Annotated in this window: 13 protein-coding genes; all 13 read right to left on the minus strand. The window is 53.2% G+C overall.

Annotated elements, in window-relative coordinates; all coding sequences use genetic code 11:
* Positions 1-316 precede the first annotated feature (316 nt).
* Positions 317-610, minus strand: a complete 294-nt coding sequence (cas2e, locus tag G516_RS0102975) for a type I-E CRISPR-associated endoribonuclease Cas2e (protein ID WP_028292402.1) — start codon at positions 608-610, stop codon at positions 317-319.
* Positions 611-612: 2 nt separating this feature from the next.
* Complete coding sequence (gene cas1e / locus G516_RS0102980) at positions 613-1,533, minus strand: type I-E CRISPR-associated endonuclease Cas1e (RefSeq protein ID WP_028292403.1); 921 nt, start codon at positions 1,531-1,533, stop codon at positions 613-615.
* 35 nt (positions 1,534-1,568) lie between these two features.
* Positions 1,569-1,853: an addiction module antidote protein gene (locus tag G516_RS0102985; protein WP_028292404.1), complete on the minus strand. Its 285-nt coding sequence runs from the start codon at positions 1,851-1,853 to the stop codon at positions 1,569-1,571.
* Positions 1,834-2,166 carry a type II toxin-antitoxin system RelE/ParE family toxin gene (locus G516_RS0102990; protein ID WP_036534235.1) on the minus strand — a complete coding sequence of 111 codons (333 nt, stop codon included), beginning with the start codon at positions 2,164-2,166 and terminating at the stop codon, positions 1,834-1,836. The genes G516_RS0102985 and G516_RS0102990 overlap by 20 nt, the downstream gene beginning before the upstream one ends.
* A gap of 57 nt (positions 2,167-2,223) precedes the next feature.
* Positions 2,224-2,979 (minus strand): type I-E CRISPR-associated protein Cas6/Cse3/CasE, encoded by a 756-nt coding sequence (gene cas6e, locus G516_RS0102995; RefSeq protein ID WP_028292406.1) that lies wholly within the window; start codon positions 2,977-2,979, stop codon positions 2,224-2,226.
* On the minus strand, positions 2,979-3,767 hold the full coding sequence (cas5e, locus tag G516_RS0103000; protein WP_036534240.1) for a type I-E CRISPR-associated protein Cas5/CasD: 789 nt from the start codon (positions 3,765-3,767) through the stop codon (positions 2,979-2,981). Before cas5e ends, cas6e begins: the two co-directional genes overlap by 1 nt.
* 1 nt (position 3,768) lies before the next feature.
* A complete protein-coding gene (cas7e, locus tag G516_RS0103005) occupies positions 3,769-4,833 on the minus strand; it encodes a type I-E CRISPR-associated protein Cas7/Cse4/CasC (protein WP_028292408.1) in 1,065 nt (354 codons plus the stop codon).
* A gap of 18 nt (positions 4,834-4,851) precedes the next feature.
* Positions 4,852-5,472, minus strand: coding sequence for a type I-E CRISPR-associated protein Cse2/CasB (gene casB / locus G516_RS0103010; RefSeq protein WP_028292409.1), 621 nt, complete (start codon positions 5,470-5,472; stop codon positions 4,852-4,854).
* Between the two features lie 125 nt (positions 5,473-5,597).
* Positions 5,598-7,307: a type I-E CRISPR-associated protein Cse1/CasA gene (gene casA, locus G516_RS0103015; protein ID WP_245582596.1), complete on the minus strand. Its 1,710-nt coding sequence runs from the start codon at positions 7,305-7,307 to the stop codon at positions 5,598-5,600.
* Between the two features lie 494 nt (positions 7,308-7,801).
* A complete protein-coding gene (locus G516_RS20790; protein ID WP_051218883.1) occupies positions 7,802-8,293 on the minus strand; it encodes a hypothetical protein in 492 nt (163 codons plus the stop codon).
* Between the two features lie 328 nt (positions 8,294-8,621).
* The gene (locus tag G516_RS0103030) at positions 8,622-11,390 is read right to left on the minus strand and encodes a CRISPR-associated helicase/endonuclease Cas3 (protein WP_084644830.1); all 2,769 of its coding nucleotides are present in this window, start codon (positions 11,388-11,390) and stop codon (positions 8,622-8,624) included.
* A 399-nt stretch (positions 11,391-11,789) separates the two neighbouring features.
* The gene (locus G516_RS23670; protein WP_051218886.1) at positions 11,790-12,149 is read right to left on the minus strand and encodes a VanZ family protein; all 360 of its coding nucleotides are present in this window, start codon (positions 12,147-12,149) and stop codon (positions 11,790-11,792) included.
* A gap of 102 nt (positions 12,150-12,251) precedes the next feature.
* On the minus strand, positions 12,252-15,149 hold the full coding sequence (locus tag G516_RS0103040) for an insulinase family protein (protein ID WP_036534245.1): 2,898 nt from the start codon (positions 15,147-15,149) through the stop codon (positions 12,252-12,254).
* Between the last annotated feature and the right edge of the window lie 235 nt (positions 15,150-15,384).

Below are 15,384 nucleotides of genomic sequence, written 5' to 3' on the forward strand. Positions count from 1 at the left end.
CCGGTTTATCCCCGTGGGTACGGGGAACGCACAGTGATCAGCGCATCGGAATTCATGTAGCCCGGTTTATCCCCGTGGGTACGGGGAACGCTCGATCTGGTTCCCGCGCCTCAGCGGGAATCGCGGTTTATCCCCGTGGGTACGGGGAACGCCTACCAGCTCCATGGCATTTGCAGACGTATCGCGGTTTATCCCCGTGGGTACGGGGAACGCTCTAAATGTATATGGTTGATTTTCAAAAGAAAATATCTTCTCCGAAAATCTACCAACAATTTCCGCATTATTAAGGAGCTTTTGGACAGGCGTTCGACGTGAGTCAATCAGCCTGATCGGGAGTGAATTTCACCAGTCTTAATCCGTCCAAATCCACTGGCATACGGCGATTTTTTCCGTAGGTCACGAAGTCAAATCCAGACTCCGTATTAGTGGCCCAAGCCATCACCACATTTCCGTCTTCTGCCAGAGCGTCGACCTGCTGCCAGATCATTTCTCGTATCCGTCGCGATACATCTCCCACATACACACCAGCACGGATTTCCAATAACCAAACTGCCAGTCGCCCGCGCAGTCGGTCGGGTACGGCTTCCGTCACCACCACTATCATGCTCATGGTTATTTACTCCTGTGACCTTCATCACCAACAGATGGCGGTTCAGGTATCGCCGGTGGCTGGGCATCTTCGGGAGGCTTGGGCGGTTCAATCTCACCAGCAGACAACACTTCTTCAATCAACGGAATCAGCTGTTTTAGCAATTTGCTGGAGCGGAAATGTTCGCGACAGGCGACCCGAATTTCACGGTCGGGCCTAGGCGGATTTTTGGCCGCAATCCGGAAGGCAATGGGCACCACTCCGTCGAATTTCACCAGGTCGGCAATGTCATAGACGAACGACAGCGGCTTACCGGAGTGTACGAACCCAATCGCGGGTGCGTACCCCGCAGCCAGTACCGCGGCCTCGGTCACACCATACAGACAAGAGGTCGCAGCACTCAGGCATTGGTTAATGGTATCTCCCTTGTCCCAATCTCTAACGTCGTAGTCTCGCCCTCGCCAATCAACACCATACTGCTTGGCCAGTTGCTGATAGATTTTGCGGACACGAGCGCCTTCGATCCCACGTAGCTGATCGACACTGCGGCGTTGCGGAGCTGGTTCACCAAAGCGAATTTCGAACATTTTGCGTACGACTTTCAGACGCAATTCTTCATCCAGTGCAAGCTTTGCCTGATAGAGCAACTTGTCGGAGCGTGCGCCACCGGGCTGACCGACGGAATACAACCTGACTCCCGCCTCTCCCACCCAGATAAGCAAAGTGCCTGTTGTCGCTGCGAGTTTAACGGCGGCATGACTGATCCGCGTACCCGGCTCCAACATCAAACAGGCGATAGAACCCACAGGAATGTGCATACGCTCGCCGTGCACCTCGTCGATAACAACGAAGGCACCGTCACGCACGTCAATACGGCCCATACCAACAAAGATCATGGAATTACGGTCTTTTATGGGGATGGGTTTGAGAGGAATAAAACTCATGATCGCGTCCTTGCGAGAATGAACAGTGATTGCGTCTAGCGCGGTGTAACACTCAGATTCAGATTGAGCACTTGAGTAAGTGCCAGCAGGGTTTTCAGCGTCGGATTACCCTGTTCACTGAATGTTTTATACAGTTGCTCCCGCGATAAGCCAGTTTGATCGGCTACACTGCTCATGCCTTTAGCGCGGGCCACCACGCCCAGGGCTTTGGCAATATAGGCCGCATCCGCAACAGCCAGGGCTTCGTTCAAAAACTCGGCAATGGATTCCGGAGTTTCCAGAAACTCTGCTGGATCAAATTCAGTGAATGTTTGGGTCATGGGAATTGTCTCCATCAGCTTGCCAGTCCATCAATAAAGACTGAGCCTTGGTTATGTCTCTCGACTGGGTGGACTTGCTGCCTGCGATTAGTAGCAACACCAACTCATCGCCGCTTTGGTGAAAATACACTCGGTAACCAGGCCCAAAGTGAATCCGCAGTTCGGACACCCCTTTACCAAGATACTTCACATCACCCGGCCAACCACACGCGAACTGATGAACCCGCGAGATAATCTTTGCCTTGCCGCGCTCATCCTTGAGCTTTTTCAACCAGCGTTTGAACAGATCAGACTGAACAACTCGTATGGCCATAATTCTATCCTTGAATGCGTCCTGATTGTAGTTTTAAAACTACATCCTACCTGGATATCAAACCCGCCTCACCAACCACATCCCGCAGCCAAAACCTTTGGATTTTCCGACACCTTTGTACAGTGCCTGTAAAAATCGCTCTGGATCAGTCACAGTCAACAAGCCCTGATAATCGACCGAGGAATAACGAATGGGCCGCCCTTGTTCGTTTTTACGCTCACCTTCCAGAGCCTTTTTGCGGGCTAATCGATGCTGGGTATAACTTTCAATCTCCGGTTGACTATCCAGTTGAACTCCCCAATCAGCCAATCTCTCAGGGCTGGAAATCCAGGCCTGAGCAGCGTGCTCAGCGGCCAGTTTTTTGGCTTCCTTGAGGCGCTCTGGTGAAAGCCCTTCAGGATCGACCTTGCGCTTGGCATCCATAAGTACGTCATGCCGCTTGCGAATGCCCTGCTCATCCCGGCTACTGGTGACCGGATTAACCCGGAGTTTGAACGCCAACCGATCGCCAGCCGAGAGTCTGGGTTCATAGTGTTTGGTCTGGCAGTTGAAGGGCGTGCCCTTTGCTTCCGGCGGGTGTTCAGACAGCACATAAAATTCAGGGAAGCCCTGAGAATTAGTTTCTTCCCGGTACAGAAACGGGCGTTGAAGCTGTTCTTTTGCTTTCGACGGTTGTTGGGTCCAGCTCTTGGTATAACCCGGAAACAATTGCCACAGCAGCTGGTGGATAATGTAGGAGTCCCGATTTTTGAAATCTGCCAACAGCGTCGACAACTCCAGCGCATTGGCCACGGTCACTTTGGAAAAATACATTAGCGCTCCTCCATAAGCGTGAGCTGATGCTGCTGGCGTTGGCCAAACTGCCAACGGGTGCGGCTGATCGGGTCATCCCAGGGGTGATAAGTCAGGGTGGCGTCATGCTCGGTGCCGTCCAGTCCATTCAGTTCACCCTGCCAGTAATAGGTACTTTGGCCTTTCAGGGCGAGGCAATACTTGTCAGCTGACCAGGTTGATTTCCCCTTCCCGCTTCTCTCCTCTTCCACCTCCAAAGTGGTTGCGGTGACATCCGGGAATTTAGTGTCCAACGCCTGCTTCAGCGAGTCGGTTGTTACCAATGTCGGCATCAGCGGCAAGGCAGGCGGACAGGATTTACGCCCCAGATACAGAGGGAACACCGGGCGCTTGAAGTATTCCTGTATTTGCTTCAGGGTCAGATTCTGAGCACCGTCTTTTAAATACACCGCCACGATCCAGATACCATCCTGACGGTAGTGACGACTGGATAACACGGTGTTCAGCTTATCGACCGACAGTTCACTTTTGCGGGTGAAGTGACGGTGCTTTTTATCCGTCGAGGGAGCCTGAACCGTTTGGTAATCTCGCATCAGGGTGCCCGCGCTGAGCTGCTTTACGGCGATTTGAAGCTCGTCAAACAACTGCTGCTGACCTGCATCATCTTCGCGTTCGATACCCATCGCCGCGCCAATTAATCCTAAAATAGCCGCTCGCCCCGGAGCCATGCCGGTGGGGCGCTCACCGCCTACAGCAGCTTGCCCCCAACTGGCCATCGGCCCATAGAGCCGGAAAACCAGATAGTCCATATCAGTTCTCCGCGCGACAGGCACCGACAAATTCCAGCAGTTCTTTAAGCGAACCGGAGCCAGTTACTGCGTTCAGCTGGTAACGATCATCGGCACAGTCGCCGTAAACGCGATCAAAAATCCCGGCCTGATTGTTCAGCGCCTCAACGGCATTGACGGCCATACCGTCGCCACGGCCTTCGGTTGGTTTCAGGAACGAGACCGACAAGGAACGCGGTTGCTGCGCGCCTTTTTCCGCCAGCACATAACTGGCGTAAGCCCGGCTGGCGAAGCTGTTTTGATAACCGGTCGGAGAGACTTTTACCGCCGCTTCGGTAAGAGATTGAATCGCCTGATTGGCCAACTCAACATTACCATTCAGGTTGTCCAGCAACTGATCGGTATTGATGCAGAGGTAGTTGTAGAACAGCGCCGCCGCAAAACCGCGTTCGCCAATATGAGAGGCACCCAGGTCGTCTTTGCCGTCGTTCAGGTCATCCACAGCGGTGAAGTAATCGTCTTCGATAGCAACCGAATGCACGCTGATGGCGTGAGCTACCTGACAGGCGGCGTCGACATTTTGATCCGGGCGGGACGCCAGCATCCGACCAAACAGCGCGATATCGACATCCATACGGTCTTTGCGCAGCAGCTCCAGCTCTTCTTTTTCCGGCTCCCGTTGTTCTTCCGCCAGCTTCGCAGCCAATGCCTTAACAGCATCCAACTCGGCCTGACTAACGTGAACCAGCTGTTCGATTTCCAGCTCTTCTTTCTTTTTACCCTTGGCTTTACCAAACACATTGGCAATGGCTAACGACCACTCAACAGCCTTTTTCTCTGCAACACCGCCCTTGGATAGAATATCGAAGACGATCGGGCCGATTTGCTTGGTACGAATACCCTTGTTTGCCCCCAAGGCTTCTTCAAACAGATCGGAAGTACGCCAATGGCGCTTCAGGCTTTGGGAGCTAACGCGCAGGCGCTCAAAACCCCCCATGCGAGCCGTTTTTGGGCGACCCATGTCGTCACGGTTCAGGTTGCTTGGCGGGTATGAAGTCAGGATATGCAGTTGGATAAATTGGCTCATGATGAATTCCTTTTACATTTATTTGGATGGTTTGGCACTGGCAGCGGCGTAGTATTCGGAAGCCCATTTCAGGGCAATGCGTTTTTCAACTTCGCGTGGAATGCGGTCATGGTATTCGGCAAACCAGCAGAGAATATCGTCGGCAAGACGGGCAATGGGCGCATTACGCTTCAGACGTTTCACCAGTCGGCGCATCAGCATCAGAAATTCTTCGTCCGTGTCTGCGGTTTGCAGCTGCTGGAACCTCAACTCACTGAGATGAGATCGGCTGCTGTTCTCAACCGGCGTACCCGCCATGCTGGCAATCGAGCGCATGGCTTTATCTTCTTTTTTGTCACTGCCGAAAGGCGGCGTAATGTCGTTGCGAACATCGGCAATCACCCCGGCGATACAGGCCCAGGCCAACGGCGCAAAGTGTTTTTTCACGTAGGCCGACGACTCTGGCTTCGTCTTATCTGTCTCCTGGTCCGCTTCCGGCGCATTCTCATCTACTTCCGGATTGATGGCGAACCAAAGCGCACGATAGCCATCGGTCATCATCAAGGTTGGCAAGGTGTCGGCCCGACACAGGCGTGCTCGTTGACCTGAAGGTGCCGGAGCCATGTTCTTATCGCGTAGCTCAGTGATACTGGCGTTCATAGCGAAATGCCACTTTCTGAGCTGGTCAGACTCATGTTTGGTGAGGTGTTGGCAGTACGGAACCCTGTCATTGGGGTTTGGCTTTTTATTTACCTTCTGATTGGTTTTCACCTCTGTATCTTGCGTCATGCAGACACCCCCTGTGTTTGCTCGGATACAATTTTGTAGTCGGTTTTGAATTGTTGAATGGGTTTTTTACTACGATATAACCAGCCCCGCAGGATATTGCGGGCCTCTATTTTTTCGCTCATTTCTCTGGGTTCGGGTTCACTGGAAAGCACCAGTTCATCGAAGATTTCCAGCGAAATGGCCTGCATGGCCAACAACCAGCGCTTGGCCATCTCGGGCGTCAAAATCAATTCATCCGGTTTGGCGCTGGCTTGATCCGCCAGAGAACTTACAGCCTGAAAAAACACCGGCTCGGTACGCTGCCAGAACATCAAATCGATAAAACTGAAGTCCCCTTTCGCATCGTCAGAGCGTTTGAACCAGGCTCTTTTCACTTGCGTTCGCACCTGCTTGCCCATGTCGTGCGCCAGTGTTTGCAGCGCAGACACCTCACTAAAGAAGTCCTCTTCCAGTCCAGCTGGCATAGCCGCAAAGGGCATTTCGGTGCTGTAAAAACCACGCGGTTTCATGTTGTCCATATCGTAGGCAAACGACCAAAGCCGCAGCTGGGCTTTCAGGTCATCGTCCAGATACTCTGAGAGCTGATGCATATGGCTCACCACCAGCGCCGAGTTATGCGCCTGACTGTCTGGTCGAGCAAAACGCAGGATTTCCCACTGCTTGTAGGTAATACCGCCTGGCTGGCCCTTGATAGAGAGGTATTCATCGTCCGGCTTTTTCGGGTCGCCTCGATAGGGCGTAAAAGGATGTGTCCGCCAGTCGCCGCTGTAGTTATTGCCGTAATTCTGCGTGCGATAGCTACTGACCAGCTGTGCGGCTGCTTCGCCGGAAATATCACAACTGCCTGAGCGGTCTTCGATATTCAAACGAATACGTCGTGGCATAGCCCAATAGCGATGTAATGGATGGACATCTGTGGGCAGAATCACCGCCTTCTTTTCGCTGGTAACAGTCGGGGCCAACCAGGGGAAAACCGAGCCATCGCTAAAATCCGGATTTGTCCAATCCGCCTTGCTGTTGTCAGCCAGCCATTCCTTGCTCATCACGTTCAGCCAAAGCTTTTGCCATAAACAGGCATCCGGCTGGTTGGATAGCACCAGGGTCGATAAGGGGCCACCGCCTCTCAAGCCAGTTCGGTGGCCCTGCCCGCCAGATGGCGCGTTGATCTGCAAGGTAAACAGCGCCAGTGCCGCCATCGGCAACGACATTTGTTCCACAAAGCCGCGCTTGATGAAGAAATCGGTATTCAACTTGATGCCGTTATCACCCGGCGCTTCGATCAACAACGAAGTCGCCGCACTGGGCTTAGCAGACTCCAGAGGATCAAAATCCTGCATAAACAGTGGGCTTTCCGGCTTTTCACCGATCAAATTAAAAGCATGCTCAATCTGGCTGAAGGCTTTTGAAAATTCTTCGGGAGAAGGCGGTTCTTCGAATTTGTCGAGCCAATCGTCCGAGTCTTCTGGAGCCAATACAGTTTGCAGCACACCGACAATGAGCTGATAGGCAGCGCCCTGAAAATCAGCGCGAGGTAGATTCAGATTGGTAATTTTGGGGTCGCCGATATCAGCGAGTGAAATGGTTTTGGCTTCACCGTTTGAACAGATAACGGGGAGCCAAGTCGTTGCAAGAATATTCATAGAATTCCATCCTTTGATTACATCCATTGCCAACAAGAAAGGAAAGGCATCCTTGCCTTGGTGCAATTCCTACGAGAGCCACTCAGCCAGTTTGGCCAACAAAAAACTGATCACTGAAACCATCACTGCTCGAGGAAGCAAGGGTTTCTTTTTACTAACGGTTTCGTCCACTCTTTTGAGTGGACACTTGGGATGTTGGTGTATCTCAATAGTGATGCTAAGCAATGGCATTAAATCTCCGAAGGTTGCCAATAGAAATGCCCAGCCGCCGACACTACAGCTCAAAATGCCCCAATAGCTGGTACGAGCAACATCAAAACACAGAACACCACACCAATCAATGTTTTATAACCAGATGCTTTTGTCTTATTAAAATTTAAAAGAGTACATTTATCTTGCTAACTAGCACTTTCTCTAACACCAGAAAAACATTAGTCTTAGCGGCTCCTCCAGCCTGCTGGAGATAAACCGACAAACGCACTCGGTTGAAAAATGTTCCCCGCACCCTCGGGGATTTTGCTACATGGAAGTAGCTCGTCTCTACCTCCAATTCAGCCCCCTCACAAAGTAACCGCCTGCGCATCCTGCTCCAGCTTACTGCTCGATGCGACTGCCGCTTCTGCAATTTCCCCCATTACAGCTTCAACCTTGCCTTGCTCCACCAGCCAACAGGCGACTTCCGGCCAATAATACAGAGGCGTGCCACTTTGCAGGCCGTAGCGCGGCGATGGGAAATCCCCCGGCCCGCGAATGCCTTTGGTGTAGTTGTTAAGAGTCTGCTTGTTAATGTCTGCCAGTTTGGCGGCAGCTGTCAGAGTAACGAACCCGGCTTGCTCGATGGAAACCACTCGATAACCAGCAGACTGCACCGCTTCGATGGCAGAGCTGATGGCCTTTGTGGCTGAATCAGCGGCGCGGTCAAATTCCAGATAGGGAGTATTGCCACAAAAGCAAACGAGTGCATCGTCGCAGCCAGCTTCGCACAGCTTGTCTTCAAAATCCGGCGTGTCGGGCGATGCGCCGCTGAGCACCAGGGTAAATTGATAATTCATTTTCCTCTCCCTACTCGGAGTCTTTTGGACGCAACTCCATCGGTCGACACTGCCGCACTTTGCGGAGAATCTGCCGAGCATGATTCTCCGGGTTCTTTGGGGTACTCCAGATACTCATCATGTGGCCAGAATGCTCAGGAATACCGCATCGTAATCGGCAAAAGCAATGAGCAGAACTTCCAGCTTCGACCATATGCCAACCGTTGGCCAGCGCATGTTCGATCGCTTCCCGAATGACCTTATTGGGGTGCTTCTTGGGTGACATCCGTTTCTGCCTCTTTCCAAACTAATCGAGATGTGGACTTTTGTCCACAATCATATTATTGTTTTATTCAGCCGACCCGGTATCGGTCACTTCATAAGCACCGAGTTTCTCGCTGTATTGCATTCGGCTTTCTTCTTCTGCCAACCACAAGGTTTGGTATTTGGCCCCTCTATAGCGTTTAACAAAATCCAACACTTCCGCTGAGCCCGACTGACCGTCTGATGCTTCCAGCCGAGCGGTTAGCTTGTCGTGTTTATTTTTGGCGATTTTGAGGCTGCTGAGCTGGATGGCGAATTTTGGGTCATCACACCAGGGCTCCAGCCTGCTCGCTTTGCGCCTGACCAGAACCAGATTGCAATATTCCATTTCCTGATAGCGGGTGCTCAGTTCAGATTCTTCGCCTGACCAATCACCATCTTCGGTCATCAAGCTGTACCCCTTGTCGACCGAGATAACACGGCTTTCACCGCTGCTGCTTTTTTCTCTTACGGCCTGGTTATAGGCAAACTCTGCCTCCAGGAATGCCTCCGGCGTTGCAGGGGCCAGATCACCGTAGACCGACTCGATTAATTTGCGGGCATCGCCCGGCATGCTATAGCCGCTGCCTTCACGCAGAACTTTCATGGCTTTCCATAATTGCGCCGGACTTTTGTATACGGCAGCGGTGCCACGAAAACTTTCAGCCAGCCAGTTCACTGCAGGAGCTTCCGACCACTCTGGTGCATTAACCAGCAACAAGGGCGATTGAGTATTCGGGCGCTCACGAGCGTGGCGATGCAAACGCCCTGCACGCTGAATCAGGTCGTCGATTGGGCATAAATCCGAGACCATCAGGTCCGCGTCTGCATCGAGAGATTCCTGAAAAACCTGGGTACAGATAATGATTTTTCCGGCTCTTATGGCTGGTGTGCTCTCTTTTCCTATCCAGTCGAGCACCTTGCCTTCTATGGCTTTTCGATCCTGAAGGGTGAAGCGACTATGAAACAGCAGCACTGAATCAGTTGCGCTTGATCCCAGTTTTTTCAGAATGTCGTCATAGGCTTGCTGGGCATCACCAACCGTATTCCTCACCCAAGCCACTGCATCACCGGCTTCTGCCGCATCAACCACCTGCTCAATGATCTTCTGGTAATCATGAACAAATTCCACGACTACCGAGCGAGAAACCTCAGCCCGGCTTTCTAGCGGCTGTTCGACAATAGATTCTCCCACCTCCAGTCGCGTCGCCAATGGAAAATCCTTTTGACTGTGCTTTTGCGTGAGCCAATCCTGTTTGGGCGGAAGTTCATTTGCCGACTCCCACTTATCTGCCAGCCCGGCCCAGACACGACACAAACGCTCACGAGCAGCAAAGCTCAAGGTCGCGGTTAACAGCACCGCATGGCCACCCTGATGCTTATGCAGTTTCAACAAGGTAGCGAGCAGCTGGAGCTGATACTCATCGGCGGAGTGCGCTTCATCAAACAGAAAAACCTTGTGATGTAATCCCAACACACGAAGACTTTGATGCTTTTTCGGCAATACGCCCAACAAGACTTGATCGACCGTACCGACACCAACCGGAGCCAATAGCGCCTTTTTGCGGGAATCCGCCAGCCAGGCATTGCAGTACAAACTGGCAGTGTCATCAGAAGCAGCGTAGGGCTTGTCCTGCTGAGCGCTGGTGCCTACGGCTTCACGAAACCGCTCGTCCATTTCACGCGCGGAATGCGCCAACACCAGCGAGGGCTTTTTCTCACCCGGCTTGAACATCTTCTGATAATGATCAGCCAAGCGATGAAACATGGCATTAGACGTCGCCATGGTCGGCAGCCCGAAATAAAAACCTCTGGCTTGCCCCTCCGCCATCAAACGATGAACCAGAGTTAAAGCAGCTTCGGTTTTACCCGAGCCAGTGATGTCTTCGAGAATAAAAAGCTGAGGAGAATCCGAAATCGGCACAGTTTCAGCCCAGTACTGCAAAGGCGTCGGCTCGAAATTAAAAACATCTTTGAAGCCAGAAAACGGTGCTGCCTCAAAATCCGCCAGCAAATCAGTGGCATCAAGCGCTTGTTGCGCCTTGGGTAACGCGTGCTGGTGCCAGTAATCGCGCATGGACATTTCTGGTATAGGGTACGTAAAATACTCACGATCCGAACCCAGCCAATCTGAAATCACCGCCCAGCCTGCCAAACTCCAACTGGCCAGCTTAAAACGATCTTGCCAATCATCCTCTAACATCTGCTGAATCGGCCATTCAACTTCAAGCAACTCATACAGCTGGCCAGCAAATTCGGCGGCGTCATGAGCGTTTTCTGGCTTGAAGTAGTGCTTCATCGAATTAGCGGCTTGGCTGACGGGCCGCCCATGATGCCCAAGCACCCCATCAAATAACTGCTGAAGTTTGGCGAATAGTTTTCGATCCGATTGAAAGGGACGATTCCAACCAAACTCATCTATCTGGTCAGACTTGAACAGAGCCTTAACCAGATAAAACCCCAAACAATCGTGACGAAAATTCTGTGCGTCATAGGATTTCCGTGGCTCCAGCAGTCCACCGTTCGCCTCCTTAAAAACAGGCAAATGCTGAAATGCCGCCGAAAACTTGCCAAGATCATGCAAGGCCAACAGAAAGGTCAAAAGATTTAGTAGTTGAGGCTTTGGGATTTGCAGCAATTCAGAGAGATCGGACAGAAGTTCCTGCTTACCAGAGAGAAGCAGTTGCCGCCCTACCGCAGCAACGTCCAGACAGTGATAAACCAGTCGATGGAATTTCAAGCCAGACGAGTCCGAATGACACTTCCCAAGGTATCGAAAATACATCTGACCTGATTGGTTATTACTGCCGTCCATCTAATCCTCCTTGACTTCCATCCAGAGCCTAACACAGGAACCAGTTCGCATTACCGGATGGCTGGCAAAAGCGTCCTAAAAGAATTCCAGAAAAATTACCCATCGGGATTGAAGACATGAGTACCGCATGGAAATGCTCTGGCCGCTGGGCTTCTACTATCTATATGCATGGATTGCCACTGTTGTGTGGTGCGCAGTGCACACCTTACGGCACGACTTTCAAAACATTGAACTGGCCGTGTTCAGCACACCCGTAGGATGCTAGTAGCCAACGGCGTATTACATCGAATGCCAGAGGTTTTCACCGGAGTAACGCATGACGGGTTTTGCTACGACACGCTACAAGAAAAGCCGGCTTGCGGTGTGACATGCGCAACGGGCAGAGTCGCTACCTGCGCCTCACACTCGGCCGAGGATTTTGTCAATCCAGCGTCTCAGCGGCCAATAAACCACTATGGCGGCGAGCACGCCAAGGGCGTTGGCGAGCATGTCGTCCCAGCCCATTACGCGGTGTGGCAGTCGGCCTTGAAGGATTTCCATGGTGCCGCCCAGGATCAGGCAGAAGAGCATGAAGAGTGCTTTGTTTTTGGGGCGGCGGAAGCTGATTAGGCCGAGTCCGGCGAGGGCGCCGTAGGCCATGAAGTGGGCGATTTTGTCGGAGCCAGCCAGGGTGTTGCCGGTGGCTTTCAGTGATGCCCAGATAACGACAACCAAAACAATCAGTAGGAGGATGCGGGCGATGTACAGCAGTTTGGTCATTGGTGTCCGTGTCGTTTAGACGCTCGTTTTGGGATGTGTGAGCAGCAAATGTAAAACCACCCGCCGTGGCGGGTGGTGTTTTCGCGCGGTGTGAGCCGGGTTTTAGAAGTCCTGTGCCTTCAGGCCCAGTTTTTCTGCCACGTCGGCGCTGCCGCGTGGTGCAATAACGGCTTTGCTACCGGCCTGACCTTTCAGGTACTGGTTGGCAACGCGCTGAACATCGGCCCAGCTTGTAGATAGCAGACGCTCGCGGAAGTTCTGACGAATTTCACGCGTGCGGCCGCCACGGTCCATATGGAATGCTTGTTTGGCTTCGCCCGCCGGTGATCCCGGGCGGTCCATACCGCCAATAAGGCCCAGTACGGCTTGTTCTACCAGGTCGTCGCCGGTGGCGCGTTCCAGTACCCAGTCGACGGATTTTTCAAAGTCGGCAAAGGTGCCTTCTACCCGTGGATCGCGGTAGGAGTAGAACTTGAAACAGCCGTTAGCGTTGTCTTGAGTAGCACCTGCACCGTACGCACCGCCCTTCTCACGAATAGCTGTGTGCAGATAACCGTTGCGCAGCACCCCTGCCAGTACGGACAGAGCAGCGGCGTCTTCGTCTACCAACGTGGTCGATGGCAGCGCCCAGGCACAGAAGTTCACCTGAGAATCCACCATCCAGTAGCTGGCGCTGTCTTGCATGGCCCATTGCAGCTGGCTGCCAGTGGCTGGTGTGACAGACCGCCACTCGTTAGCCAGTGAGGCCATGTGGGCATCGCGGTGCGCCTCGTCGTGAACCGCTACCGATTCCTGCGGGCTTTGGCCAATGGCGGTTGCCAGTCCGGCCAGTGCATCGGAAATCGACTTGCCACCGTCCTGCTGTGCTTGTTTCAGGAAGGCTTTCAGTTTGGCCAATTGCGGCATACCACTGAGGGTGTTGGATACGTTCGCTGCCGGGTTCAGGCTGGCAGCGGCAGCTGCCATCGCAAAGCTGTGGCCACCGCCGGTAATGCCGTGTTCTTTGCGAGCGGTCAGTTGCGCCAACAGATCAAGCAAGCGGCCGCTTTCGTCGAAACGGGCTTGCTGCCAGGTTTCTTTCATCAGGGCTGAAAACTCGTCGGCTTTGGTGCCCAGTGCTTTACCGGTCATGACCAGATAGCCGTCCAGCTGGTCACAGCTGGTAACCTGGCTGCGGATACTGGCGTAGCTCGACAAGCTGCCAACCAGCGCCGTTTGTTTGATTTGCTGGGCCAGATAGTCGTTGTCGCCCGCGCCCACTTCGGTCCAGGCGTTGGTGAACAGCGGCAGCCAGCTCAGTTGTTCGGCATCCAATGTTGGCAGGTCGACCACCAGTTGTTGGTACAAAATGCCGTTGGTGCCAGTCACGTATTCGGTGGTTGGCAGGCCAGTGTCGGTTTTGCCGGTTGGCGCGGTGTAGTTAATGTCCGGTTTAACGTCTTCCAGCGTTACCTGCGGCAACATGCCCGGATCGTCTTCCTGAGCCTGGCGCTCTTGCAGGTCCAGCGCCTGTTGTTTGATCGCCGCCAGCTGTTCGTCGCTGAGGTTAGCCACAATGGTGTCCAGACGCTGCTGTTCCAGACGTTTGCTTTCGGCGTTAAGGCCAGCATCCGGCAGCAGGCTGTAACGTACGCGGTGGCGGTTGTTCAGCAGCAGGCGTTTCACGGCTTCCTGAATCCAGCCTGGCTGGCTGACTTTCTCGCGCAGACGTTGCAACGCCGGGTCGAGGTTCAACATGCCAACCGGATCACCGTAGTGGGTTGCCGCTGGCAGTGCGTTGAAGATCAGTTGCAGGCCGTATGGGTAATGGTCGCCACCGATCTCACGCTGGTGCAGTTCCAGCTGGTGCAAGGCAGATTCCACCAGTTCGCTGTCGACGCCGTTTTCAGCAACGTCGTTGAGAGTGTCCAGCACCAGTTTTTCAAACGCTTCGGCGTTTTCTGGCTCACTGCCCTCAAGGCCGCACATAAAGCTCATTTCACGGTTGGATTCTTCCATGCCACACAGAGGCGATGGCGAGCTGCCCAGATCGGTTTGTTCAAGCGCACGACGCAGTGGCGAGGCGGAGTTGTCCAGCAGAATCTGGCTCAGCAGGTTACCTTCCAGTTGGGCATCCAGATCGGTGCTGAAACCCAGCAGCCAGCCCAGTACGTGGTGGGTTTTGCCGCTCAGGTCGTCGCTGTCGACGCCGTAGTGCTCCTGTACCGCCACCGGTGCTGCGTAGCGTTGTTCCGCCGGTACGCTCCAGGTTTGGTTCTGACGCTCGAAACGGCTCAGCACCTGGCTTTCCAGCTTGTCTTGCAGTTCGCTGACGTCGAGGTTACCGAACGTCATGAAGATGGCGTTGCTTGGGTGGTAATGGCTCTTGTAGAAGCTCATCAGCTGGTCGTAGGTCAGCGAGGTAATTTCAGCTGGCTCACCGCCACTGTTGTAGTGGTAGGTGGTGGTTGGGAACAGGTAAGAGCTGATGCCCTGCCACAGCTGGGATACCGGCGATGACATGGCGCCTTTCATTTCGTTGAACACCACGCCTTTGAATTCCAGTGGAGAATCCGAGTCGTTCGGGTCTTTTGGCTCAATGCGATGACCCTCCTGAGCGAAGTCCAGCGGGTGCAGGCGCGAGAAGAACACGGCGTCCAGATAGACGTCCAGCAGGTTGTTGAAGTCCTTGTCGTTCTGCGAGGCGAACGGGTACGCCGTCCAGTCACTGCTGGTCATGGCGTTCATAAAGGTGTTCAGCGAGCGACGCGTCATCATGAAGAAGGGGTCGCGTACCGGGTACTTTTCAGAACCACACAGTACCGAGTGCTCCAGAATATGTGCCACACCGGTGCTGTCTTTTGGCATGGTGCGAACCGCCACCATAAAGGCTTTTTCGTCGTGTTCACTGACCAGGTGATAGTGAACAGCGCCAGTGGCTATGTGTTCGTAATGTTGTACTTCGATATTCAGGGATTCGACCGGCGTGGAGCCAATCAGGCGAAAAGTGTTTGCAGACATAATCAGAACCTTGTGTTGTTCTTTCGCTGTTCTTGTTGCTGGCAAACACCGATAAAACGAATGCTTGTGTCGGCCAGCCCTTTCGGGACTTCAATCGCAAGAAGCAGTGACTATTGTGTATTCAGTATCGGTGAGATTGCTGTCCGATGCGAAAATTCAGGTGTGAATGTTGAGAATAGAATATCGCATCAGTGGAACAGCGCCATGGATGCTGTCAATGGCGCTGATAGGCAAT

Source organism: Oceanobacter kriegii DSM 6294 (assembly GCF_000422845.1).
GTDB lineage: Bacteria > Pseudomonadota > Gammaproteobacteria > Pseudomonadales > Oceanobacteraceae > Oceanobacter > Oceanobacter kriegii.

Bases quoted from the DNA above. Each gene is read 5' to 3' on its own strand.
- cas6e (WP_028292406.1), bottom strand. From the start codon at position 2,979: ATGTATTTTTCCAAAGTGACCGTGGCCAATGCGCTGGAGTTGTCGACG.
- cas1e (WP_028292403.1), bottom strand. From the start codon at position 1,533: ATGAGTTTTATTCCTCTCAAACCCATCCCCATAAAAGACCGTAATTCC.
- cas5e (WP_036534240.1), bottom strand. From the start codon at position 3,767: ATGGACTATCTGGTTTTCCGGCTCTATGGGCCGATGGCCAGTTGGGGG.
- G516_RS23670 (WP_051218886.1), bottom strand. From the start codon at position 12,149: ATGACCAAACTGCTGTACATCGCCCGCATCCTCCTACTGATTGTTTTG.
- cas2e (WP_028292402.1), bottom strand. From the start codon at position 610: ATGAGCATGATAGTGGTGGTGACGGAAGCCGTACCCGACCGACTGCGC.
- G516_RS0102985 (WP_028292404.1), bottom strand. From the start codon at position 1,853: ATGACCCAAACATTCACTGAATTTGATCCAGCAGAGTTTCTGGAAACT.
- G516_RS0103040 (WP_036534245.1), bottom strand. From the start codon at position 15,149: ATGTCTGCAAACACTTTTCGCCTGATTGGCTCCACGCCGGTCGAATCC.
- G516_RS0102990 (WP_036534235.1), bottom strand. From the start codon at position 2,166: ATGGCCATACGAGTTGTTCAGTCTGATCTGTTCAAACGCTGGTTGAAA.
- G516_RS20790 (WP_051218883.1), bottom strand. From the start codon at position 8,293: ATGAATTATCAATTTACCCTGGTGCTCAGCGGCGCATCGCCCGACACG.
- casB (WP_028292409.1), bottom strand. From the start codon at position 5,472: ATGAACGCCAGTATCACTGAGCTACGCGATAAGAACATGGCTCCGGCA.
- cas7e (WP_028292408.1), bottom strand. From the start codon at position 4,833: ATGAGCCAATTTATCCAACTGCATATCCTGACTTCATACCCGCCAAGC.
- G516_RS0103030 (WP_084644830.1), bottom strand. From the start codon at position 11,390: ATGGACGGCAGTAATAACCAATCAGGTCAGATGTATTTTCGATACCTT.